19 protein-coding genes, 1 other RNA gene, 2 pseudogenes, 1 riboswitch and 1 other annotated feature are annotated in these 23,237 nt (G+C 41.5%); of the genes and pseudogenes, 5 read left to right on the top strand and 17 right to left on the bottom strand.

What is annotated here, in order from left to right; all coding sequences use genetic code 11:
- Window positions 1–47: 47 nt before the first annotated feature.
- Window positions 48–214, top strand: a riboswitch (Lysine riboswitch).
- A 110-nt stretch (window positions 215–324) separates the two neighbouring features.
- Window positions 325–1,956, top strand: coding sequence for an ABC transporter substrate-binding protein/permease (locus tag ACWOEX_RS05915; RefSeq protein WP_455298659.1), 1,632 nt, complete (start codon window positions 325–327; stop codon window positions 1,954–1,956).
- A 13-nt stretch (window positions 1,957–1,969) separates the two neighbouring features.
- Window positions 1,970–2,725, top strand: a complete 756-nt coding sequence (locus tag ACWOEX_RS05910; RefSeq protein WP_455298658.1) for an amino acid ABC transporter ATP-binding protein — start codon at window positions 1,970–1,972, stop codon at window positions 2,723–2,725.
- Between the two features lie 82 nt (window positions 2,726–2,807).
- Here the strand turns inward: ACWOEX_RS05910 and ACWOEX_RS05905 are convergent, their stop codons facing one another.
- The 10 genes and pseudogenes from ACWOEX_RS05905 to ACWOEX_RS05860 form a co-directional block, all read right to left on the bottom strand.
- Window positions 2,808–5,333, bottom strand: a complete 2,526-nt coding sequence (locus ACWOEX_RS05905) for a metallophosphoesterase (RefSeq protein WP_455298657.1) — start codon at window positions 5,331–5,333, stop codon at window positions 2,808–2,810.
- A 160-nt stretch (window positions 5,334–5,493) separates the two neighbouring features.
- On the bottom strand, window positions 5,494–6,375 hold the full coding sequence (locus tag ACWOEX_RS05900) for a DUF368 domain-containing protein (RefSeq protein ID WP_455298656.1): 882 nt from the start codon (window positions 6,373–6,375) through the stop codon (window positions 5,494–5,496).
- 286 nt (window positions 6,376–6,661) lie between these two features.
- A complete protein-coding gene (locus ACWOEX_RS05895; RefSeq protein ID WP_455298655.1) occupies window positions 6,662–6,850 on the bottom strand; it encodes a YSIRK-type signal peptide-containing protein in 189 nt (62 codons plus the stop codon).
- 266 nt (window positions 6,851–7,116) lie between these two features.
- Window positions 7,117–8,946: a DUF2207 family protein gene (locus ACWOEX_RS05890; protein WP_455298654.1), complete on the bottom strand. Its 1,830-nt coding sequence runs from the start codon at window positions 8,944–8,946 to the stop codon at window positions 7,117–7,119.
- A 27-nt stretch (window positions 8,947–8,973) separates the two neighbouring features.
- Window positions 8,974–9,528: a LemA family protein gene (locus tag ACWOEX_RS05885; protein WP_455298653.1), complete on the bottom strand. Its 555-nt coding sequence runs from the start codon at window positions 9,526–9,528 to the stop codon at window positions 8,974–8,976.
- Window positions 9,528–10,229, bottom strand: a complete 702-nt coding sequence (gene tsaA / locus ACWOEX_RS05880; protein WP_455298652.1) for a tRNA (N6-threonylcarbamoyladenosine(37)-N6)-methyltransferase TrmO — start codon at window positions 10,227–10,229, stop codon at window positions 9,528–9,530. The genes ACWOEX_RS05885 and tsaA overlap by 1 nt, the downstream gene beginning before the upstream one ends.
- Before the next feature lie 76 nt (window positions 10,230–10,305).
- Window positions 10,306–10,962, bottom strand: a complete 657-nt coding sequence (locus ACWOEX_RS05875; protein ID WP_455298651.1) for a hypothetical protein — start codon at window positions 10,960–10,962, stop codon at window positions 10,306–10,308.
- 186 nt (window positions 10,963–11,148) lie between these two features.
- Entirely contained in the window at window positions 11,149–11,316 is a 168-nt protein-coding gene (locus ACWOEX_RS05870; protein ID WP_455298650.1) for an LPXTG cell wall anchor domain-containing protein, read from the bottom strand.
- Between the two features lie 125 nt (window positions 11,317–11,441).
- Window positions 11,442–12,623 (bottom strand): annotated as a pseudogene (locus ACWOEX_RS05865) (TIM-barrel domain-containing protein); the annotation flags it as partial.
- A 402-nt stretch (window positions 12,624–13,025) separates the two neighbouring features.
- Window positions 13,026–13,085, bottom strand: a pseudogene (locus ACWOEX_RS05860) (YSIRK-type signal peptide-containing protein); the annotation flags it as partial.
- 281 nt (window positions 13,086–13,366) lie between these two features.
- Between ACWOEX_RS05860 and ssrS the strand changes: the two are divergent.
- A non-coding RNA gene (gene ssrS / locus ACWOEX_RS05855) (6S RNA) lies at window positions 13,367–13,549 on the top strand.
- A gap of 122 nt (window positions 13,550–13,671) precedes the next feature.
- Window positions 13,672–13,920 (top strand) — a binding site (T-box leader).
- A 50-nt stretch (window positions 13,921–13,970) separates the two neighbouring features.
- Window positions 13,971–14,669: a cyclase family protein gene (locus ACWOEX_RS05850; RefSeq protein ID WP_455298649.1), complete on the top strand. Its 699-nt coding sequence runs from the start codon at window positions 13,971–13,973 to the stop codon at window positions 14,667–14,669.
- A gap of 97 nt (window positions 14,670–14,766) precedes the next feature.
- Here ACWOEX_RS05850 and codA read toward each other — a convergent pair whose 3' ends face one another.
- The 3 genes from codA to ACWOEX_RS05835 all read right to left on the bottom strand — a co-directional run bounded on the left by codA (window position 14,767) and on the right by ACWOEX_RS05835 (window position 17,886).
- Window positions 14,767–16,002 carry a cytosine deaminase gene (gene codA, locus ACWOEX_RS05845; RefSeq protein WP_455298648.1) on the bottom strand — a complete coding sequence of 412 codons (1,236 nt, stop codon included), beginning with the start codon at window positions 16,000–16,002 and terminating at the stop codon, window positions 14,767–14,769.
- 18 nt (window positions 16,003–16,020) lie between these two features.
- Window positions 16,021–17,229, bottom strand: a complete 1,209-nt coding sequence (codB, locus tag ACWOEX_RS05840; RefSeq protein WP_455298647.1) for a cytosine permease — start codon at window positions 17,227–17,229, stop codon at window positions 16,021–16,023.
- Window positions 17,230–17,403: 174 nt separating this feature from the next.
- Window positions 17,404–17,886, bottom strand: coding sequence for a GNAT family N-acetyltransferase (locus ACWOEX_RS05835; protein WP_455298646.1), 483 nt, complete (start codon window positions 17,884–17,886; stop codon window positions 17,404–17,406).
- Window positions 17,887–18,058: 172 nt separating this feature from the next.
- On the opposite strand from ACWOEX_RS05835, the gene ACWOEX_RS05830 reads away from it, so the two are divergent.
- Window positions 18,059–18,307 carry a GlsB/YeaQ/YmgE family stress response membrane protein gene (locus ACWOEX_RS05830; RefSeq protein WP_455298645.1) on the top strand — a complete coding sequence of 83 codons (249 nt, stop codon included), beginning with the start codon at window positions 18,059–18,061 and terminating at the stop codon, window positions 18,305–18,307.
- 79 nt (window positions 18,308–18,386) lie between these two features.
- On the opposite strand, the gene ACWOEX_RS05825 is transcribed toward ACWOEX_RS05830, so the two are convergent.
- From ACWOEX_RS05825 to ACWOEX_RS05810, 4 genes are all read right to left on the bottom strand, one after another.
- Complete coding sequence (locus tag ACWOEX_RS05825) at window positions 18,387–19,172, bottom strand: hypothetical protein (RefSeq protein WP_455298644.1); 786 nt, start codon at window positions 19,170–19,172, stop codon at window positions 18,387–18,389.
- A gap of 27 nt (window positions 19,173–19,199) precedes the next feature.
- Window positions 19,200–20,525: a hypothetical protein gene (locus ACWOEX_RS05820; protein ID WP_455298643.1), complete on the bottom strand. Its 1,326-nt coding sequence runs from the start codon at window positions 20,523–20,525 to the stop codon at window positions 19,200–19,202.
- A 146-nt stretch (window positions 20,526–20,671) separates the two neighbouring features.
- A complete protein-coding gene (locus ACWOEX_RS05815; protein ID WP_455298642.1) occupies window positions 20,672–21,580 on the bottom strand; it encodes a phytoene/squalene synthase family protein in 909 nt (302 codons plus the stop codon).
- Complete coding sequence (locus ACWOEX_RS05810; protein ID WP_455298641.1) at window positions 21,570–23,057, bottom strand: phytoene desaturase family protein; 1,488 nt, start codon at window positions 23,055–23,057, stop codon at window positions 21,570–21,572. The genes ACWOEX_RS05815 and ACWOEX_RS05810 overlap by 11 nt, the downstream gene beginning before the upstream one ends.
- Window positions 23,058–23,237 lie beyond the last annotated feature (180 nt).

The following is a 23,237-nucleotide window of genomic DNA, read 5'->3' as shown; positions in this document are numbered from 1 at the left end:
ACTTCCCTCTTGATTAAAATACATTAAAAGTGTATCATAATGTGCAATGTAAGAATAGAGGTGCAGATGACAAGAGTCGCTGATGGAGCGGGAGCGTTGAAGTCAGTTAAAGGGGATTCTGCCGAAGGAGATCGGTTTGCCGAAACGGTTCTCTTGGGGCTAGGTGTAATACACCTAGAACTGTCACATAATAATGTGGAGCGCTATTCATTTCTAGCGAGGCTTTTCTAAGCTTTTTTAGTGAATACCTAATTATGACGACGAACCGCTATTCTTTACATATTTGTAAGAGTAGCGGTTTTTTGATGTCTAGGAGGAATTATTATGCTAAGAAAGATCCAACATTGGCTGACGCTATTACTTGTGGCCGCCCTATTGGTAACTGGCTTGCCAATAACAGCTTATGCGGCAGAAGCCCCAACCATTGATATTGATGAAAAAGCACTAAATGATAGTTTAGAAACCCCGGGCGTGTTGCGCGTAGGGATGGAAGCTAACTATCGTCCATATAACTGGTCACAACCGGATGAATCTGATGGTGCTGTTCCAATCGCAAATGCTGAGGGTGAATACGCTAACGGTTATGATGTGCAAATTGCAAAAATGATTGCCAATGCACTCGGTGTTAAATTAGAAGTTTATAAAATTGAATGGGATGGCCTACCACCTGCCCTCGTCTCCGGAAAGATCGATGCCATTATCGCCGGGATGTCACCAACACCAGAGCGCGAGGAACAGATCGATTTCTCAGATACGTACTACACTTCCGATCTTGTTCTCGTTACTACTCAAGATAATCCTTATGCTGATGCACAAACAATGGATGATTTTGACGGTGCGCGTGTAACGGCACAGCTTAACACCTTGCACTATGATTTAATCGATCAATTAACAGGCGTCGATAAGCAAACTGCAATGGAAGATTTCCCAGCCATGATTGCTTCTGTTTCAGCAGGTAAAATTGATGCCTATATGGCAGAACGTCCAGGAGCAATGGCTAACATCGCCTCTAATCCAAACTTAAAAATGATTGTCTTCCCAGAAGGTGAAGGATTTGATCTCGGAGAAACATCACCAGATACTGCAGTTGGTGTACGTAAAGGTTCTGCATTGACAGGAATGATCAACCAAGTACTTGCTGACTTTACTGCTGATGATCAAAATAATGTAATGCAAGAAATGGTTGATCTAGAAGCCGCTTCTGAGAATCAAGGTTTTTGGCAACAAGTATGGGATATCGCCACAACATACCGTTGGCAATTCGCACGTGGTACAGCAAATACCATTCTCATTGCCTTGGTTTCAACCACACTCGGTTTCTTGATTGGTTTAATTATCGCTATCTATCGCTCCATTCCAATTACGAAACACACAAACGGTTTGATGCAATTCTTATACGGTATCGGTAATTTCCTGATGTCCTGTTATATTGAAATTTTCCGCGGTACACCAATGATGGTTCAATCCTTATTGATTTTCTACGGTTCAAAACTTTTCTTCAACATCGATATGGCATCGATGGTTGCCGCATTCTTCATCGTATCGATTAATACAGGTGCCTACTTATCTGAAGTTATTCGTGGTGGGATTTCCGGTATCGATAACGGGCAATACGAAGGGGCCAAGGCAATCGGTATGACGCACGCACAGACGATGATTCATGTCGTTCTACCACAAGCAATCAAAAATATTTTGCCTGCTATCGGTAATGAGTTCGTGATCAATATCAAGGATACCTCTGTACTGAACGTTATCGCTGTATCCGAATTATTCTTCGTCACGAAGTCTGCGGCAGGAGCTACCTACCTCACCTTCCAGACGTACTTCATCGCCTGTGTCATCTACTTCATCTTGACGTTTACAATTACGCGTCTCCTACGTTTATTGGAGAAAAAAATGAACGGTAGCGATAACTACGTGATGACATCAGATTCCACATCTACCCAGATCGATTAGAGGAGTGAGCAATATGGAAAACCAACAACCTATTTTTACGATTGATCATCTCAAGAAATCATACGGTAACCATGAAGTATTGAAAGATATCAACTTCCAAATCTTTCCAAAAGAGGTTATCAGTATTATCGGTTCATCCGGTTCTGGTAAATCCACTTTATTGCGCTGTCTAAATTTGTTAGAAGAACCTACAGATGGTGACATCCGTTATCACGAGAATTCTATTGTCAATGATGATATTAATATCAATGACTATCGAACACACGTCGGTATGGTCTTTCAGCAGTTCAATCTCTTCGAAAATATGAACGTGTTGAAGAACTGTATGGTTGGTCAAACGAAAATCTTAAAACGTTCTGAATCAGAAGCCAAAGAAATTGCTTTAAAGCATCTCGAACGTGTCGGTATGGCAGCTTATGTCGATGCTCGCCCACGACAACTCTCTGGGGGACAAAAACAGCGTGTCGCTATTGCGCGTGCACTATGCATGAATCCAGAGGTGTTACTCTTCGACGAACCAACCTCTGCATTAGATCCTGAAATGGTTGGCGAAGTGTTGAGCACGATGACTGACCTTGCGAAACAAGGATTAACCATGGTTGTTGTGACACACGAGATGGCCTTCGCTGAGGCGGTTTCTGATCGTGTTATCTTTATGGATAAAGGCGTGATTGCCGAAGTCGGCACCCCAGAACAAGTCTTCGAGCACCCTGAACATGCGCGTACCAAAGAATTCCTCAGCCGTTACCATAATCTTGCTGAGAATTAAATAAAGTATTCAAATCATATGAAAAGCGTCCGGAATGCCATCCGAACGCTTTTTTCTTTGCTCTAAATATACTTCATCACGATTAATGCTTTTTCTTAATACTAAATGCGGTTCCGATTGTCGTCATCAATAAGCCGAGTCCTAAGCCTGCTGTCTGGAAACCAGTTTGTGGTAGTGTCGCTGTTGTTCCTTTAACTTCTTCGGATGATCGTTTTGTATCCGATGCAGTGGTTTTTGATGCTATTTCAACAGATTGAGTATCATTAATTGTAACCTGTTCAGGATGACTATTGTGCGTTACCGAGATGCCCTGTGCCACGATTTCTGATGAAGTCGTATCGTCATCTACATGTTCTGTTGTTTCTTCGATAATCGTCGTAGCACTGCCTTGTTCCGGTACACGGCTATCTACTACAGTGTCATGATTAATTTTATCCATTTCCACCTTATCTGTTGTGAAATGTGGTTGTTTATCTGTAGTGTGGTCCGTACCCGCTGATTGATTAGGATCAGATGTTTCAACAGTTTCTTTATCTTCTGATTGAGAGCTTTCAGTCTGCTCATTCGTTTCTTTTTCATCTGATGATTCGTCTGATTCGTTCGTTTCTAATTGATCCGCTGTATCCTGCTTGTCAACAGATGTGTTTGTCTCAGTATTCTTATCATCATCTTCTGTGGGTACATCTACTTCTGGCGTATTTTCTTTTGACTGATCACTCTTCTTAATTGTGAAACGATCGAGTAAGGTTGTTTCATGTGCCTCACCTGTATCGAGATCACCCTTCACTTGATAAATTTCAACAGTAATCGTATCTTTTGTTACTGAAACAATATCGAATTGCTGTGCTGAACCTTCACGCCAATTATCATGCTTGTGTTGGTAACCAGTAGACGGTGATACTTCATCCATATAATCAAATAATGAACGGAAGTATACCAAATTCTTTTTTTGCTCTTCCGGTGTATCACCGAGTGCTTTGACGACTTTTGGACGCACTTCACGCAGATGTTCAAGCGAGCCATTGTAAAGATCATCATAGTTCTTCGTTCCTGCTGTGCCTGGTACAACGAATAACGTCCCTTTAGTATCTGTGTAGATTGGGAAACCATCTTCATCCGTAGTGATAGTGACACTGTCATCTACTTTTGCTTTACCAAAAGCATCTGAATCATAAACGAGCGGCAAAGTACGCGAAAGTACATGATCGTGACCATTGAGTACTAAATCAACATCTAATTCATCAATAGCCTGCATTAAAGCATCACGACCGGCTGCTACATCAGTATCCTGTAAGGCATGATAAGATCCAGAGAATAGTGGCTTGTGGAAAGAAACAATAATCCAATTCGCGCCATTCTCTCGTGCTTGCTTAACATCATTTTTGAACCACTGCAATTGTTCCTGGCCGATCAATGCCCCCTCTGGATTATCCTTTTCATCTTTTTTATTATCGTTAGTATTTAAAACAATGATATGCGCACCGTTATAATCAGCAGAGTAATACGTACCACTGTTATCCGCACCGTTCGCAGCTGGTGTATTCGTGTGACCGCGGAAACGACTGATCTTTTGCTCCGCTTGTCCATATCCTGTGTCATGGTTTCCTGAGATAAAAATCTGTGGCATATTGAGGTATGAGCCCTTCGATTGTTCTAAGAGATCCAACCATTCATCTTCAACAGCAGAATCCTCAATAATATCACCTGAATGTAACGCAAAAACAGCATCTGGATTTTCTTTAAGCGCATGCGCTAATGTTTCGGCACCATAACGTGCTTCGTTATGCGCGTTTTCATTCCAATAGGCATTTTGCGTATCTGTATAATGAATGAAAGTGAATGGTGCATCTTCTTTACCAGCTGCTGTTTTGAAGGAACCAGTTGCGCTGTAACCACCTTTTTTACTTCCGACTTTGAAGTAATATTTTGTATCAGGTGCTAATCCTTCAACAGTCGCCTGATAGATGGTTTCCGGTACGCTTTGTAAGATAACATCTTCACCGCGATGACCGCGCCATTGCATATTTTGATCAGAGATATCAACGTCTAAGAAGTACCCTTTTTCACCACTTTCCGTTTTCGCTTCAAAGATCATCGCACCTTCCTTAGTACGTTCAGCATACTGGTTTTCAACAGCCAGACTATCTACTTTCACTGAAATCGCATGATCCATTTCTTCATTATCCGCAACCAGTACTTCGGCATCATCGAACTGGTCACTTGTAAACCAATTGAAAGACATCGATGACTCTGGATTTTCGTTCATGGTCGTTGTTACACGATTTGGTTCATTGCGCTTAGGTACAGGCGCTACTTCTGGTTTTTCTTTAGTAAGCGGAATTGTTTGTAAACCAATAGTAATTTCTAATTGTTCATCTTGAGGTTGAACAGCTGTCTCGTCTGTTTCAATAGTGCTATCTGCTGTTGATGGCACCATTTGTGTTTCAGAAACATTCTTTTCTTTTTGTACTTCTGTGGGTTGTTCTACCACAACTTCCGGAATCGATTGTTCTGGTGTTTCAGCTGCCTCTACAATATTATCGTGTGCCACATAAGCCGTTAACAACGAGAGCGCTACCGTTGATTGAAATAAAACATTTTTCTTCATTAAATATCCTCCTCAACATGCCATACATAACCTACATGTCGAGTGTACTGAGTCAATATAAATTTTCTGTTGATTCTATGTAAGCTTTTTGTAAAGAATACGTGAAGAAAAAACGACTGACCTTTCGTTTTGAAAGATCAGTCGTTTAAAATAATAATTTCTAGTCTTCACTGTATTTATCTTCGATTTTGCTAAACCAAAGCGAGAAAAGTGTTCCTAAGATAAACATCACGATCGCAATGAGTACCGCCGGGAAAAGTGAGAGCCCCATATCGTTAAGTCCCGCTGGTGAAAAGGCAGGGAATACAACAGTTGGGAAAATCGCCAATGACGAACCAATTACTGTTCCCAAAATGAAATGATACATCTTAGAATAAAATTTCTTCATTAAATTAAACGCTAAACGTGCAAGTAAGAGCACGCATAGGATAGCTCCGAGTGCCAGTGGGATAATAACTGAGAAATCAAAACTACTGATTCCCGCAGACATCGGTTCATATAAACCTAAGTAAATCAAGAAATTGGACGGACTCATGCCTGGTACAATAATACCGAGACCAATCAAAGCACCAGATAGCATCCATACAAAGAATCCTGGTGTTAAATTCCCAAAAATAGAATTTCCAAAGACCATTAATAGGAATAGTCCGATAGCGCTAGCGCCCATCATGATCCAGTCGCTGTTATCGCGACCTTCTTTTCCCGCTTGTCGCAATAATGATGGGAATGTTCCGGCTACAAAACCGATGAATAGACAGGTGAATAGTCCTTCATAAGCACCGAATGCTTTCTCAACAAAGAATGAGAACAGTACAATCCCGATCACAAAACCGATACCAACTGGCGTAAAGTACAACACATTCTTCACGAAGTCTTTTGTGATATGACTAAAGAATTCTAAAACACGGTCATAAATACCAAAAATAACTGCCAATACCCCACCAGATAATCCTGGCAAGATACCACCAATTCCAATCAAGGCACCTTTAACGATACGTAATATCCAATCGATCGTGCCCGACGATAGTGAATTTGATTTCAATTCACATTCCTCCTAACTTCTGTAACATTGTTCTTTATTCTATCAGACTTTTACTATGAAAGTTGTAAAAAAATTATAAGAGACAAAATACCGCACAGCAATGGGGGGGGGCTGTGCGGTATCTGTTATTGTTAGAACCTAGGAGGTCTTGTTCTTCATTTGGAGTTAGTATTTGTTGTTTTAGTGTTTATAGCTATTATTTACGTTTCTTCATGACCATTTCGAATCCGAAACTGCTCAAGAATAATCCAAGTCCTAACGGTAACATCGAAACCTCTGCACCTGTTTATGGTAATTCTGTCACATTATCAGAAGCTCGCATTGCAGCTGGGGAGTTTTGTGGGCTCATTGCTGCTTGTGCCACAACACCATTTGATACAAACAATAAGCTGGCGGATACTGCAACAGACGCGACACCAACTGATAGACGCTTAATTGCGTATCGGTAAACACGTCTAGCTTCGCGCTCACGCAAAGCTTTGAAATTATTTTTCCAACCATAATAAAACCTCCCTTGTTTTTCTCTGGATCAAATTCCAGAACACCAATTTTATACCACAGCCTTTTTATGACGCGCAACTGCCCAAAATCTAATTTTTCTTAATTTTTATACAACTCGTTATATATTTATTTTTCATCAAATAATATACAACAATCTGTATAATATGAAGAAAACGGCCCATCAAGTAGTCTGATGGACCGTTTTTTCGCTATTTTTAAAGAATTTATTAAGATTTAAATTTAGCGCGCACCGCCGCCAGCGCCGCCTCCAAATGAGCCGCCACCGCCACCGAAACTGGTACCGCCTCCAAAGCCTCCACTTGCAGCTTGTGAGATTGATTCAGTGGCTTGAACAGTGTAAGTATCATTAATGATGTTAGACCAGATATAGTAATCGACAAAATCAAAGGAACGTCCACTACCGACGAATACTGATTCTTCAATCAGTTGCGGATTGATACTTTCGAATTCCTTTTGAACTTCTTCCGCAATACCTAATGCAGCAGCGTAGATCAATAGTTGATCCCAAAGTTTCACCTCATTGACTTCGCGTTCATTCAGTAACGAAAAATCTTTCAGATAGTTATAGAATTGTACCCAGTAATCCCGAACTTTCAGGCCCTGTGCATTCAGCGGTGTTGAAATTTTCATATTTGCAAGTGCTAAGTCAGGCGAAGCATCATCTTTTACTTTTTTACGCGATGCGCGCAGATTTTCTTCACGAACATATGCATTACTCGTTCGTTTAATCTCTTCTAGATAATCTTTTAACGCTCTCCAATGTTTTTTAGAGAACTTTTTGAGCTGCTTTTTAGTGATATAGTCGCCAGCATTCTTAGACTGATATTCATCAGCTGCATCCTTTAAGAATGTCCATAGCTCATAGACAGGTCCAGGTGGCGACTGTTTATCACGATTCAGTGCTAGAACAGGCTTATCCTTATTATCTCTCATCACTGTCAAATAATCGTCCTTGGCTAACAGGAGTATCCCTGTCGAGAAATAATTGGATTCCAAATCTTCAACAGATAGGTCCTGTAAAAAGGCAAAACCATCATAGACATCCGGTACAGGGAGATCACGATAGTACGTTCCCGACATGTCTTTTGAAGCCTCTTTGAGTGTTGGATAGTACTTTTTGAGCGCCTTATGCTGTTTGTAGGATTCCCGTATAAACACAATCGCGCCTATTCCTGCGACACCACCGACTACACCAAAAATACCGAGCATAATCTTATCTGTACGCTCTTCCTGTTTGGATTTACGCATCTCACCACCATCACTTACTGTTTTTCCTTCTTCGTAGTCCTCCATGCGATAGCTACTACCTTCAAAAGCTCCCTGCGCATACTCATCAAATGAACGATCCATCATTAATGGATTAGTGAACGTTCCAGATGGTATTTTAATTAGAAGTACGCCTTTGCCGTCATCACGCATCGATTCAGTCGTTTCTGCTCTAATAGCACCATCCACAAAGCTAGTCTTTCCCTCAAAACCAAATCCCCATACACGATAACCATCTTCTGAACGCATCGACTGATTTGATCGTGTAATGTGAATCGTAAAATGTTCTGGTGGTACAGCCAATTCCTCGTTAATAAACTGCCAAAAAATCATCTGTTCATTGGTTGTTGTCTGCATCACAAACGGCGATATTTGATAACTGATATCATACGTATGATGCCCATAGGCTGTGATTCCCCAGTTCAATTCATCATCAGTCGTATTCCGACCGTATGTTCCTGCCTTATCTTTAAAGTCACCTTCAATATCCCAATCAGGAACATAAGTTAATGGTTTACCGTCCATTTTCACAGTATAGTTTTCTAATTGTTCGCCATCAGGTAATTGCAGTGTTTTATAAATCTCCGTCCCTTCATTAACCGTCATATCCCATTTCTCATGAATCATAGCGCTTCCATCATCTGACAGAGAGACAGAAACATCGATCGAATGAATCGTTTGATCGATTGCTCCTTTAACATGAATCGGAAAAGTGAGAATGAGCGTGAATGTCATTAACACCGCTAATATATACGGTTTAATTGTTTTTCTTTGTGCGTTCATCACGCTTCCTCCTTCAGACTCAACACCTTACCACTGTGGCATATTGCTTTTATTCTCAGTGTTTTCAAAGTAAGCTTTTTCACTGAATCCAGTCATTCCCGCAATGATTGATGTTGGAAAGACTTTAATTTCGCGGTTGAAACGTGTCACTGTATCGTTATAAATCATACGAGATTGACGAACATTGTTTTCATATTGATTCACATTTTTCATCGTATCTTGATAGACACTTGATGCTTTTAAATCCGGATATTGTTCCGCAACAATATTAATGTGGCGCATCGCATTTTGGAATGCTTGGCTATCCGCCTCAACCTCCTTAGCGGACGCTTCTTTGGTAATGCCCGTACGTCCTTTAACAATGGCCATCATCGTGTCGTATTCATGCTGTTGATAGTTCTTAGTAGCTTGGATTAAGTTGGTCAACGCATCCCAACGTGATTCAACCTGTGCTGAAATCTGCGCCATACCATTCGCCACACGTTCTTGTAGGCCGATCAATCGGTTATAAGCACGAATCCCCCAAATCACAATCACTACAACTAAAACAACAATAATTCCTAAGATAATCCACCCTGTCATTATACTTCCTCCTCTGATTTTTCAAATGATTCGATAGCTGTTACTGTCGCCGTATCATCATAGACTTCAAATGTCACATTAAAATCTTTATAGCGCATGCCGAAGTGATGTTTGGTTGCTTTTTGAACAGCAGGTCTCGGATCACCCGCTAAGATCGCCGTAAGTTCGTTTTGTTCATCTTCCGTCAGTTGCTGCATTGATACGTCTTCTCTAAAACTAACCGTCAACTGGTTAAAAGGTACTAATGTAATAAACCCAGCGTTGGCAGCAGGAAACGCATCGGCCTCCGGTGAATAAGGTTTAATATCATAAATAGGCGTGCCATCCACTTGATCGACGCCTGAAACAATTAATGTCGTTCCTCGTTCTTTATCGTATTCAACGTCTACGAGTTTGACGCACGTCATTCCAATTGGATTAGGTCGAAATGGCGAACGTGAGGCAAAAACACCGATCGTTTCATTACCACCTAATCGTGGTGGTCGCACAGTCGGTTTCGTTTTTCTAGCGTCAACAAGTGAAAATCCCCACAGTAACCATAAGCGTTCAAACTGATCAATCCCTTTTTGATAGGCTTTTTCTCGGTACTTAGGTTCAAACACAATACGCCCCTTCACATCTGGGATCACCGCTCCCTGTCTCGGAATACCGAACTTTTCTTTGAACGGCGTTTCGATATGTGCGATCGGTTGTATTTCCATATTTTGCTCCTTCTAAAAAATCGCCACTGAGTCCTCAGTAGCGATTTTTGGTTTTCAACATATTCATCGTATCATATTAGCCTGGAAACGGTACGACTGTTCCTGAAATGACATCCATTTCCATAAACTGATCTGTAGTCAGATCGTATTCATAAATTCCCATAAGGTGGCCAATAGTACCATCCGGGTTATCTTGACGTGCTTCTACACGAATAGTGTGATCATCAATCCAACTCGTCATTGTATAAATACCTTGTTCATTAGGAAAACGAACAGGTTTCACACGTGCAAAAAATTGCTCACTAGCCACTGTTTTAAAATTCTGTGCTTCCTTTTCAATAGGCGCTTGCGGTGCTACTTGGGCAGGTGCTTTTTCAACGATTTGCTGCTCTGTCGCAGGTTCCTGTTGTTCGGTAATTACTGGTGTATCAGTATGCGGAACTTCAACTGTTGCCACCGGTTGTTGAACAGTCTCTTCTGGTATTTGCGTCGCAGCATCTTTTTCTACATTTGTCTGCTGTTCATCAATGGTTACTTCAGGAGTAGTATCATTTTGAACACGTACTTCTGGTTTTACAGTTTTTTCTTCCTTCTGATTGATTTTCGTTGGCATTGCCTTTGCATAGCTGACACCTACATGGCCTTTTGGAGTATTTAACGCACAGCCAACTAATAGTGCCCCTGCAGTCAATACTGTCATTCCACATGTTACAAGTTTAGCCGTTGCTTTCATTATGATTACTCCTCTCTTATTCCTCAATTTAAGTATAACACGCTTTGAAACATATTTGTAATATTTAAGAAACAATAAAGTAATCTTAACGAAAAATTAAAAGGTTTTCAGCAATAAAAAACGCCACGACCTTCCAAGTCGCAGCGCTTTTGTTATGAATATATTGTTAGTGTGTTGAATAAGGGATTAGTGACGTTTCTTGAATGCAAAGGCAGAACCTATGCTCGTAAACAATACTCCCAAGCCTAATCCAGCAGTTGCTAAACCAGTTTGTGGTAATTTATCAGTCGTTGTTTCAGCTGTTGCTTGTTCACCTTGACTTGCCGTTGTATTATCTGTTGTTTCAGCTTTCACGGTCGTTTCTGAGGTATTTACCTCTTGTTCATCACCTTCTGGTACCTCTTCTATCTCAATAGATTCAGTATCATCAAGCTGTTCTTCGTGAATTTCGGCATCCTCTTCATGATTTCTTTAGCTTATTCAGTACCGTTCAAACCGAAGGAGTAACCTTGACCGACCCAAGCCACGTCAGTCTTCAAGATACGAACACCTGCGTCACGAACTTCAGAAATTAAGTCACGTTGCAATAATGGTTCAAGACCATCTACCGGCTTCAAGTCGGACTGTGTCCAGAGACCGGTTTCGACCCCATATTGTTTCGCCTATTCACTAAACTCAGCTAAGTTTTGGATGTTGCCTGCTAGTGAATCGGTTTGACCATATGCAGCACCGTAAACGTCGTTAACGAGAATCTAACCGAGTGGCATGTCGTGATCTTTGTAACGAAGAACTACAGCACGTGCTGTAAATGCGAAATCTTCATCTTCTGGATCACCATTCAACGTTTCACGGAACGCACCTTTCTTCTGTGCGTCGCTCAACTTCGCGAAGGAGTCCGGTTGATATTCTTTGTACCATCCACCTTTTTCTTCAAAGTAAACAGCACCACTCGTACCTTCCTTAACAGGTACCCAGTAGTCACGGTTGTAGGCATTCAAATGTCCTTGATAATGCGCAAATTCTGGAAGCACAACTGGTGCACCGGTCACTTCATAGTAAGATTTGATGATATCTGCCGGTTTATCACCAACAATGTAGAACGCGTCGAAACGGTCTTCCCAGTGTGTGGTTTTCACTGTATTTGCAATCGTTTTCTCGAAGTCATAACGTCCCACCGCAAAGGTATTACGCAATACCCCGTAACCGTCTGTTGACCAGTAGAATGGGTTTGGAGATGCGACCCCACCGTCTACCCAGTTGTTGGAGTTAGTAATTTCAATACTCTGTCCTTTGTGCGTGAAACGACCATTCTGTGTCCCACCACCAAAGTATTGACTATCTGTATCAGATTTGAGGAACTGTGAAACCTGCGCATTATTGCCCTTATGAATGTACATTAGGTCCACTTCTTCAAGAACGATTTCACCTGTCACTTTATTGACGAGGCTCCTTGTGTCCAATTCAACCGCAATAGCATCAGTAGACAACTGAACAGTCTGTTCGGTTTGTTGCAAGTTAACCTTGATTGAATCAAAGTCTTCTAATGGTGCCACTGCAATATTTGCTGGACGCGAGCTCTTACGATCATCCTGAAGGAAGTCTGGGAAAACACCAGCTGGATCTACTTGATAACGAATAATATTATCGCTGTAGAAGTCCATGCGTCCTTTTTCACCAGTTGTGTATTCAATTTCAAACTGGTTATCCGCAATCTGCTCAATAGCCTTAATACCGCCTAAGCGATCAGGTTGTACAGTTGGCGCTTCTTCCTCTTCTTCTGGTTCAGTTTCCGGTTCAACAGCTGGTTTTTCTTCAGAATCATCATCCTTTTCGATGCCTTCGTCGACTTTACCTTCTTCATCCACTTTATCGCCATCCGTCTCATCTGCTTCATTCGCATACAGTGAACGTGAAGGTTCAGTGGTTTCTTCCTCCACTGCTGGAACTTCTTCAATGTCTGCTACTGATTTCTCAGAACATTTGCTATCATCACTATTGAATAAGCTGCCATCAAATTCTTCAACAACTTCTACAGAATCTGTCAAAACAGATGGTGCGACGCCGCCCATTAAGAACGTCGTCAAAGCCACAGAAGCTACGCCGAATGATAATTTACGCAAACCATAAGTCTATCGCTTATCTAACTGCTTTTCAGCTAATAGATTGCGATTACGCTTACTTACCATGTCATTCCTCCCAAAAATATCTAACCTTCATAAATAAACAAACAACATAACAATAAAAAATGAAACCTCATAATGAAAACGCTTCATTTAGTATATTATATTGTATAATCTATAAAAGTGAAGTCTATAACAAGAAATTTTGTTTTTTTGTCAAGTTTAATGTTCTTTAACCGGTTACAACTTGACCTTATATTCTTTTTTAGGTAAATTATGAGTGTACCAATCTGAAGTGTTCGTGGTTTTTTAATGTGCTGACCGAACAACTTTATTAACGGGATCTGCGAATTTCGATGGCGACTATGCCTCTAATGGAAGTGGACAGTCAAAGTCGAATACTGGAACCCACCTGCTAAATCGCGGGTTCAGACAATTGATCTCCCACGGCACATTCTGGAGAGGTACATAAAAATAACTTTTATTTTTTAGGCTTGGCTTTGAGTAGTCAAGCTTTTTTTGTTGTTTTTGTATTAAAGCGCTTGACAATTCAAAACAATACAATTATGATAGTTAACGAACTTAAAGATATTAAACGATGAAGAGAAGAGTAGTCGTCTGTTAGCTTTACAGAGAGTCCGGATTGGTTAGAACGGATAAGTATAAATAGGCGATGAAGATGAGCTCTGAGTATTCTGTATTGTTCACGCAGTACAGACGGATTGCGACCGTTAACACGCCAGGTTTCGAAGTATTCTCATGCTTCGGTACTGTTGAGGTTGCTGTTGTGAGACAGCAACGAATCCAGGGTGGTAACACGATCAGCGTCGTCCCTTTGCGAAAGCAAGGGGCGGCGCTTTTTTATTTGGTTAATTGGAGGTTTTAATTATGCAAACCATTTCAAACTTACAACAATCTCATTTACAACGTGTGATTTTAAAAGGAAAACATTACGACCTCACACATACTGTGCCGCGTACGAGTGAGCGCTTTGATACACTCAAAACAGATGACTACGACGGCGCCCGTTACAGCACGCACGTCGATATCCCTGTTTGCTATACACCTGGAGAAGATTCACTCGAAAGCATCGATCTCAATCAATTTATCCTCCCCCTCTACGTATTGCATCTAGAGAATGAAGCTGCTAATGATGCAGATTTTGAAGTGACACCAGAAATCATTCAAGATTACGAAGCAAAGAACGGCCGTATTCCAGATCATTCGTTTGTTGCGTTCTCTTCCAATTGGTCACAGCTTGCAGGAGGAAAGAAACTATTCCTGAACCAGGATGCGGATGGTATTTCGCATACGCCAGGTTGGTCAAAAGCAGCATTAGAATTTTTAAATAACGAACGCCAAGTCACAGCGATTGGGCATGAAACATTACACACAGACAGTGGCAAACACTTAGCAAGTGAAGGACATGCTGATGCAGAAAATTATTGGCTCACGCAAAATAACTATCAGGTCGAAGTCTTAAATAACCTGAAGAAATTACCGACAACTGGTGGTATCATCTTCGTCAGTCCCGTGAATATCAATACTGAACACGGTTATTCTGCGCGTGTTTACGCTATTGCCTAAGAGGTGCCTCCATGGTAATAACAAATATTAATAAAACAAAAAAAAATCTCCGACCATGATTAGATCGGAGATTTTATTTAGATTTTTACTCAAAAACTTAGAAGTGTACGTTAACTTCCTTTGGTGTCGTTTCAGATAGAATTTGACCGTTGTGAATGGAATACAAGACCTCACTACGTTCATTTAAGGTATTGTAGAAGTCTTTCTGATTGAAGATAATCAAGTTCGCTGGTTTGCCCTCTTCGATGCCGTAATGATCCGTGATATGCAATGCTTTTGCTGCATTCGTGGTCACGAATTGGTAACTGTTTTGAATATCTGTATATCCCATCATCTGGTCAACGTGCAATCCCATATGTACCACTTCCAACATATTACCGTTTCCAAGTGGGTACCATGGGTCACGAATGTCGTCGTGGCCAAATGCGACGTTATTACCATTTGCTAATAATGGCTGTACACGCGTCATTCCACGGCGTTTTGGATAATTGTCGATACGTCCTTGAAGATGAATATTAACCAGTGGATTAGCACTAAAGTTAATATCTGCCATCTTCAATAAACGCATTAATTTCATAACGTATGCATCATTGTAGCTATGCATTGCTGTCGTATGTGAAGCTGTCACACGATCTTTTAATCCTGTTTCGTACGCTAAGGTGGCGAGTGTTTCCAATCCGCGTGATTGACCATCATCAATTTCATCACAGTGTGCATCCACTAGGCGATCATATTTTACAGCGAGGTCAATCGCTTCATGTAAAGACTGTACACTGTATTCACGAGTGAATTCGTAGTGAGGGATTGCTCCGACAGCATCAGCACCCATCTTCAACGATTCTTCCAATAATTCTTTCCCGTTTGGATAACTCAAAATCCCTTCCTGTGGGAAAGCAACAATTTGGAGTTCAACTTTATCTTTAATCTCCTCACGCAATTCAATCATTGCTTCCATCGCTGTTAATTTTGGATCAGTAGAATCAACGTGCGAACGAATAAATTGAATCCCGTTAGAAACTTGTTTTTTAATTGTTTTGAGTGCGCGTTCTTTAACATCCTGCTTTGTCAATTTTTCTTTGCGCAACGCCCATGTTTCAATTCCCTCAAATAACGTTCCAGATTCATTCCACTTTGGATCCCCTGCTGTTTGTGTTGTATCCAAGTGAACATGCGGATCAATGAATGGTGGTAAGACGAGTTTATCTGTCGCATCGATCACTTCTTCATCAGCAGATACTTCGATATTTTCGGCAATTTTAGTGATTTTACCATCAACGATCAAAATATCTTGGCGCGTTTGATTGTTTTCGATATGTGCATTTTTAATTAACATATGTGGTTCCCTTTCTACTTAATCCCATAAACCTTCAATAATCATACTCACCAGCAATGCATTCACGGACGGAATACCGAATGGCACCGCTAACCCAATGACAATCCCGGCGATTGCTGCGATAACTGCTTTAATATTCCAGGTAGCCATTGCGGTCTGTGTACCATGATTGCGGTGTTTCAAGTAATGCATGATGATGACCCCTCCGACTGGTGGAATCATGGTGCTCAACACATTGAGATAGCCCACAAAATGATTATTGAGATAGATTGCTAAAAGTGTTCCGATTGTTCCAGATGCAATGGTCATTGCGGTACGTTTTGCATGTGTCACGTTAGCGAGTGATAATCCTGATGTATAGAGCGCATTATTATTCGTTGACCAGATGTTGAGGCCGAGCGAAAGCACCGCTGGAATCGCCAATCCTTGCAGAATCAGCACGTCAAAGATATCCGGCTTTCCGAAGACACTGGCACCGACTGCGCCGAAGAGGAACATCAATGTGTTACCGAGGAAGAAGGCAATGACTGTTGCCACCACAGCAATTTTAGTTGTTTTTGCAAAGCGTGTGAAGTTAGGCGTTGCTGTTCCCCCACTAATAAAACTACCGATAACAATGCTCAAAGCGCTCGTTAGCGTCAATGTACTCGTTGTCGTGCTGTTCATGACGGCGCTCACGCCTCCTGCTGTCTCAACGGAGAGATACATGGAATAGAATCCTAAGATAGTGATCAAAGGCACAGCGACTGTCCCAAAGAAAGATAAGGATTTGATGCCATATACAGCGGTTAACGTCATTAAGCTGCCAACGATTAATACGAGTAAATAACTATTCACATTGAATAAGTCAGAGACAGGTAAAGCAAACATGGCCACCCCGACACCGAACCAACCGAGCTGTGTGAGGCCGACGAGCAATGAAGCGATCAACGCCCCCTTTTCGCCAAAAGCGCGCTGTGCCAATTCATCGAGTGTCTCGCCGGTTTTCTGACCGATATGTGCTAAGAGTCCGGTATAAACCGCTAAAAATAAATTTCCGAGTGTGATAGCGATTAAAAACTTTGGAAAGGTTAACCCTAATCCGAGTGTCCCACCTGCTGTCATGGATGGTGAGAAATAAGTGAAACCTACCATCACTGATAACATGGCGAGAAAGCCTTTCGAGTGCGTGGTTTCTGTTGTTTGCGTCACTGCTTCTTGCTCAACATCTGTTTTTGTTAATTCCAAATAAAAAACCTCCCAATCAGCGATCGCTAGACTATGATGACCACTGATTGACAGGTAAAAGGCATAATCATACTGTCAGTTGTGCGCCATCTTTGTCACCTCACGGGATGACATTTAAAGATCGCTAGACACTATTTTATTTAATTTATAAGAATTTTCAAGACTTAATTCGAATTAATCGTGATTTAATTGCTCCCAATGATCGTCTTTAGAGAGTTTTTTATCCATATCGAGCACTTCGACGGTGGTATCCACGTAATAATCGCCATGGCCTTCATAGCCTGATTTTTCATAGAACTCTACCGCATCTTTTACAGCATGTAATAAAATGCGATGACGATCATGGTCAAGGGTTACTTTTTCAGCGAATTTTAAAAGTGCCTGACCAATACCAGAGCCCTGTTGGCCGTCAACAATCGATAAACGACTGAGGAAATACGTATCACCATCTAAGTCCTCTTCGGCACTTAGACGCGCAGTACCTAATGCTTTTTCATCATCGAGTGCTAAAAGATAAACATATTTTGAGTTAATATCTTCAAGTTTTTCATCAAATTCTTCATGCATGGATGGAGAATGTCCCATAAATTCAGTCTGCTGACGCACTTCAAATACTAATGCGAGCTGCCAAACTTCGGTGACTTCAATAATCTTCATCTGATCTCTCCATTTCTTCAATTCTAATTCCTAATAATGTATTATTTTATCCAAAACATGAGAAATGTCATCTATAATGCTCAATCTTTCCATTTGCAATTTTCACATACTAGTAGTAGAATTAGTGTCGCTAGATTTTCTAGCCAAACTGAATAAGGAGAGTGAAAGTAAAATGTTTAGTTTCATCTGGACACTTATTGTCGGTGCAATTATCGGTGCTATCGCTGGTGCATTAACTAACCGCGGTGGTAACGGATTTATTTGGAATATTGTTGCCGGTTTAGTTGGTTCTTGGCTCGGTACCATGTTATTTGGTAACTTCGGTCCATCCGTTGCCGGCATGGCACTTATCCCATCAATTATTGGGGCAGTCATCTTAGTATTGGTGGCTTCATGGTTTGTGTCACGACAAGGTAAATAAGACTTTTAATTAAGCAAAAAGAAAAGCAGTCGACAATCAATGTCGGCTGCTTTTTTGTTATTCACACGATGTATTCAAATTAACGAATCACACGTTTTGGTGTCATGAAGGTGGTAATCGTCAATGCGATTAAACGGATAATCGTGAAGATGACCATACCGATCACACCAATCACCAAGAGGTACGCTGGTAATCCGAGTACGTTTGTGGCGTTTTTGAAAATCGCATCGAGGAAGTTACTCTGGAATGAACCGAGTAAGTTAGCGGATACTTGGTACACATAAATCCCTGCGAATAGGAACATTCCTGCCTCAACAAACGCTGCAATCATACCGATGATTTGCATGATTTTTGATTTGAATAAGCTGAAGAACGCAACAATCACTGGAATTACTAATAACGTGTAGCTCAAAATGCGAATAATGAGTGGCGATTGTCCTGCTGTACCACCGAATAAGGTTTTCGCCGATTCAACATATTCCGCAATCTGACTCAACTGGTCCATGCCTTGGAATAAACTCAAGTTAGATTGTTGAATGAAGCCCATACCGAGTACACCATAAATCGCCATTGCAGCGAAAATCAATACAATAATAGCCAAAATAATCGCTGATTTAGAACGTTTACGCTTAACAGTACGTGGTCCTTCATGTTTTGGACGACCGAGCTCATCAATATTGTCTTCCGTCGCCACAGTGATTGAGTTCATTTCTTTTAAACGATCGCGCACATATTTACGGTCTGCACCGGATACTGAATTATCCTGACTATCTACTTCACGTGCGGTAATCATATCCGCATTATTTAATTGTCGTTTACCACGGCCGACTGTTGCATGTGGCGCTGGGTGTTTTTTTCTTGCCATTAACTGCCAATCCTTTCTCTAAAATTACTATTCATCCACTATATCAAAGTTTTTCCATCCAATGTAGTCACCATCATGGAGAATTTCACCATCTGGCGTCGAAATCGTATAATTGCTATCGACAATAAAAGTAGAGGCCCCATTCGTTACCGCAATTTCGCCCGGTTTGGAGAGTGCTTGATCAATCTCAAATGCCATAGGTTGACCTACTGCACCTCTACCTAGAATTTGGAAATTCTTCACTAAATTGACGGCAACTCCATCTGTCAATGCAAAATCTTGACCATCAGGTTCTTCAAAATATGGTGGGACTGTACCGTCTCCCGTCCAATCCTCATTCATTCGCTGCTTCAATTCATCCAAAATTGCTGCATAAGTCACTAATGTCCGTAGAATCGGTTGATACCGACTGTAACTCTTCATGATGGTCTGGGCATCTTTCGTCTGATCAGTTTCCAGATTTGTTACACCTGATTCATCTGCACTGAAACGTTTCGCCTCGCCACTCTCTGTATTCAAGAAACCATAGATATTATCATTCACTGTCAAAGCAACATCCTTGGTCCATTCAGCATGTGGATAGCCGCCACCTTTCGTGGCTTCAATATACTTCGTGAGTGCCATTTCGCCTGGGGTTAACTGCCCACTTTCCGCTTCAGGTACAATCATTGTGAATTGACCTTTATAGAGCGCTGAGATAAAGCTCAAATACGCATCGCGTGTTGCAGTGACTTTTGCCTCTGCTTGATCAAACGCTTCTGGATTCTCATCGTAACGCGCCATCAAATCGGCCTCGCTGATTTCAATTTGTTCCGGCTGTGCCTCACTCACACCATAAGCTACTCCCTGCATCGTGTCATAGCCTTGACGTTGAATTGGCACGAAACCATTCTCAGTCATGACACCATAACTCATCATCTGCATACGACTAGGTCCTTCACTCGTCAACATATAAATCTTATTATCATCCGATTTATAGAATTGAATCGCCAAATCATTTTCTGTACTCTGTTCCGGACTCTGAATCCAACCATCAGCCGCCAGCGCATCAGCATACAAAGCAACTTGAGTCCCCTCTGGCAAACCATCAAAGTCACTCGGTGTTTCTGATTCAGAAGTAGCGACTGCTGTTCCTTCTACTTCTTCTGATTTTTCCTCAGATGATTGGGAAGTTGCTTCAGTTTCAGAACCCTGACTGTCTTGCTGTGCATCACTTGTTTCGGTCATAGTCTCCGTTTCAACCGTTTGCTCTGCTGACTCAGATGCTGGTGCTTGATCAGTATCATTATTCGCACAACCACCAAGCACTGCTAGCACAGCGAGTGAGAGCCACCAATAACGTTTCGTTGCCATGATGTTTCCCTCCTTTACTGATAAGATGAAATGTATAGAAATTCCCTACAGTATCATTTTCACACACTTTCTGTTAGAACGCTATTGATTTACCTTAAAATCAAAAAAAAACGATCACACCTCATTTGTGATCGTCCAATCATTAGTTAGTGCCCTTTTAACAATTTCTTGGCATGTCTTATCAATGCCATTTTCCGAGTTAACGGAATCTCTCGTTTCTCTAGATTGTAGACATTGTAATCGTAATCGCGGACGAGAGCCAGATTCTCACGGTAGATCAATGCTGCTGAAAGTAAAGCTTCCTGACAATCAGCATCAATGAATGGCAACATACGGTAAGACGCCCGATATAACTGCTCCGCCTGCGTTGCCTCATATTCCCAGAGATCAATAAAAGCTTGATGGCGCTTATGCTGTTGAATGTCTTCAAATGAAATATTAAATATTTCCATTGTCTCACGCGGCAAATAAACGCGTTGGACCATCAAATCCTGACCGATATCTCTGAGGATATTCGTGCGCTGCATCGCTTCGCCGAGTTGCTTCGCTGGTTCTTGAATTTTACTCGCCTGTTTCGATAGTATCGGCAACAACATCAAACCGACACTCCCCGCCACATAGTAACTATATCTCGAGAGTTCTGCTTCCGTCTGTGGCTGCGTAAACGACACATCTTGACGCTGCCCTTCTAACATATCTTCGAACGGTGCAAAATCTAAATCAAACACATCAAAGGTGACCATTAATGCACGCCACATCGCATCTTCTTCAAGACCATCAAAAACTTTACGCACCGGCCGCTCCTGTGCAATGGATTTCTTAATCTCTAAGAGCTGCCTAGCCATCCACTCAAGTCTCTCGGACTCCTGATATTTATCAATCGCATCATCTGCTTGACGACAGAACGCATAAACGGTGTATACAGCCTGTGCTTTGTATTTAGGTAGTCTAGAGAATGCGGCATAGAAACTCTTCGAATATTTTTTGATGATAGCTTCACAGTATTTAAAATCTGAAGCATACTCCCGAAAAAGTGGTTCAGGATTACTGATCATCACGTAGCAACTCCTCTACTGCTAGTTTGGCGCTTTGAATAACGATCGGTACGCCCGCACCCGGATGTGTACTGCTACCACAGAAGTACAAGCGGTCGGCATAATCGAATTTATTATGTGGGCGCCAGTAATTACTCTGGAATAATGTCGGTTTCAAGCCAAACGTCGCCCCATTGTATGCATTGAAATGATCTCTAAACATTTCAGGTGTATAGCAATTTTCATAGGCAATATGCTCACTCAGATCAGAAAAGACCGTTTTTTCTTCGATAAGATCAATGATGTGTTGACGATAGGATTGAATCGTTGTCTCTGACCAATCATTGAATTTCGATAGTTCAGGGACTGGCACTAATACGTACAAGCTTTCATGATCTTTCGGTGCCATCGAATCATCGACGAGTGATGGGCGATAGAGGTAGAAAGACGGGTCTTCTGGTAGCTTGCCATCTTCGAATAGCGCATCAATATTCGCTTGGAAATCATCCGCAAAATAGATATTGTGCAGTGCACTGTCAGCGTATTTCTTATCCAACCCGAAGTAGAATAACAAGCAAGAACAAGAATATTCCATCTTATCGATTTTTTTATCGGTGTATTTTCCGCGATCGGATTCATTAGGGATGAGATGTTTCATCGCATATGGGAAATCTGCATCACACACCACCGCATCAGCTGATATCGCCTGACCATTAACTACAACACCTGTAGCTTCTTTATTTTCGATGAGAATTTCTTCTACAGGTGTGTTGTAGTGAATCGTTCCGCCGAGCTCTTTAAACAGACGCTCGAGCCCCTTGGCCATCGTGTACATGCCGCCCTTCATATAGTGGATACCATACAATAGCTCAATCATTGGAATAATGGTGTATAACGATGGGCCTTGATAAGGTGAGATCCCGATATATAGCGTCTGAAAAGCGAGTGACTTACGCAGACGATCATCTTTTACGAACTTCGAAATTGAGGAATAAGCATCACCAAACGTGCGCAGCCGTAATCCCTGCCAGAGCGATTTTGGATTATAGAAATCACGCCACGAACGGAATGAACGTGTTAAGAAAGCATCCATCGCGATCTGATAACGTTTATAAATATCCGCTAAAAACGCAAAATAACCTTCCGCATCTTCAGGAGAAATACGCTCCAACGACTGTGTTAGCTCTACTAAATTATTTGTTAACTGAAGCGGCTCACCATCCGCAAAATACAGCTGAATCATCGGTTCAATCTGTTCCATCGGGATGTAGTCATCTGGATCGACACCCGCAAATTGGAATACTTCGCGATACACATCCGGCATCATCACGATCGTTGGCCCCACATCAAAGGTATACCCTTGTTCTTTAATTTGATGCATTTTGCCACCGGGACGGTCCATTTTCTCGTAGATTGTTACGTTGTAGCCTTCTTTTTGAAGACGAATCGCTGCAGTCAATCCGGCAACACCTGCACCTACTACGGTAATATTTTTCATTTCTTCCTCCCTCAAGAGAATTCCCATCGTCTAGCACTGAGATTTTCGTTATAAAATAAGGGCTAGAAGTTGCAGTATCTTCTAACCCTTTATGCGATATCGCCTAACATCAGGAGCGACTATCATCTTTCAGGAATTACCTCAGTACGCTTCATATAGCTAGTATAGCATACTTCAAAA

It is taken from the genome of Aerococcus vaginalis (assembly GCF_053762225.1).
This window is presented reverse-complemented; position numbering and strand designations above follow the sequence as displayed.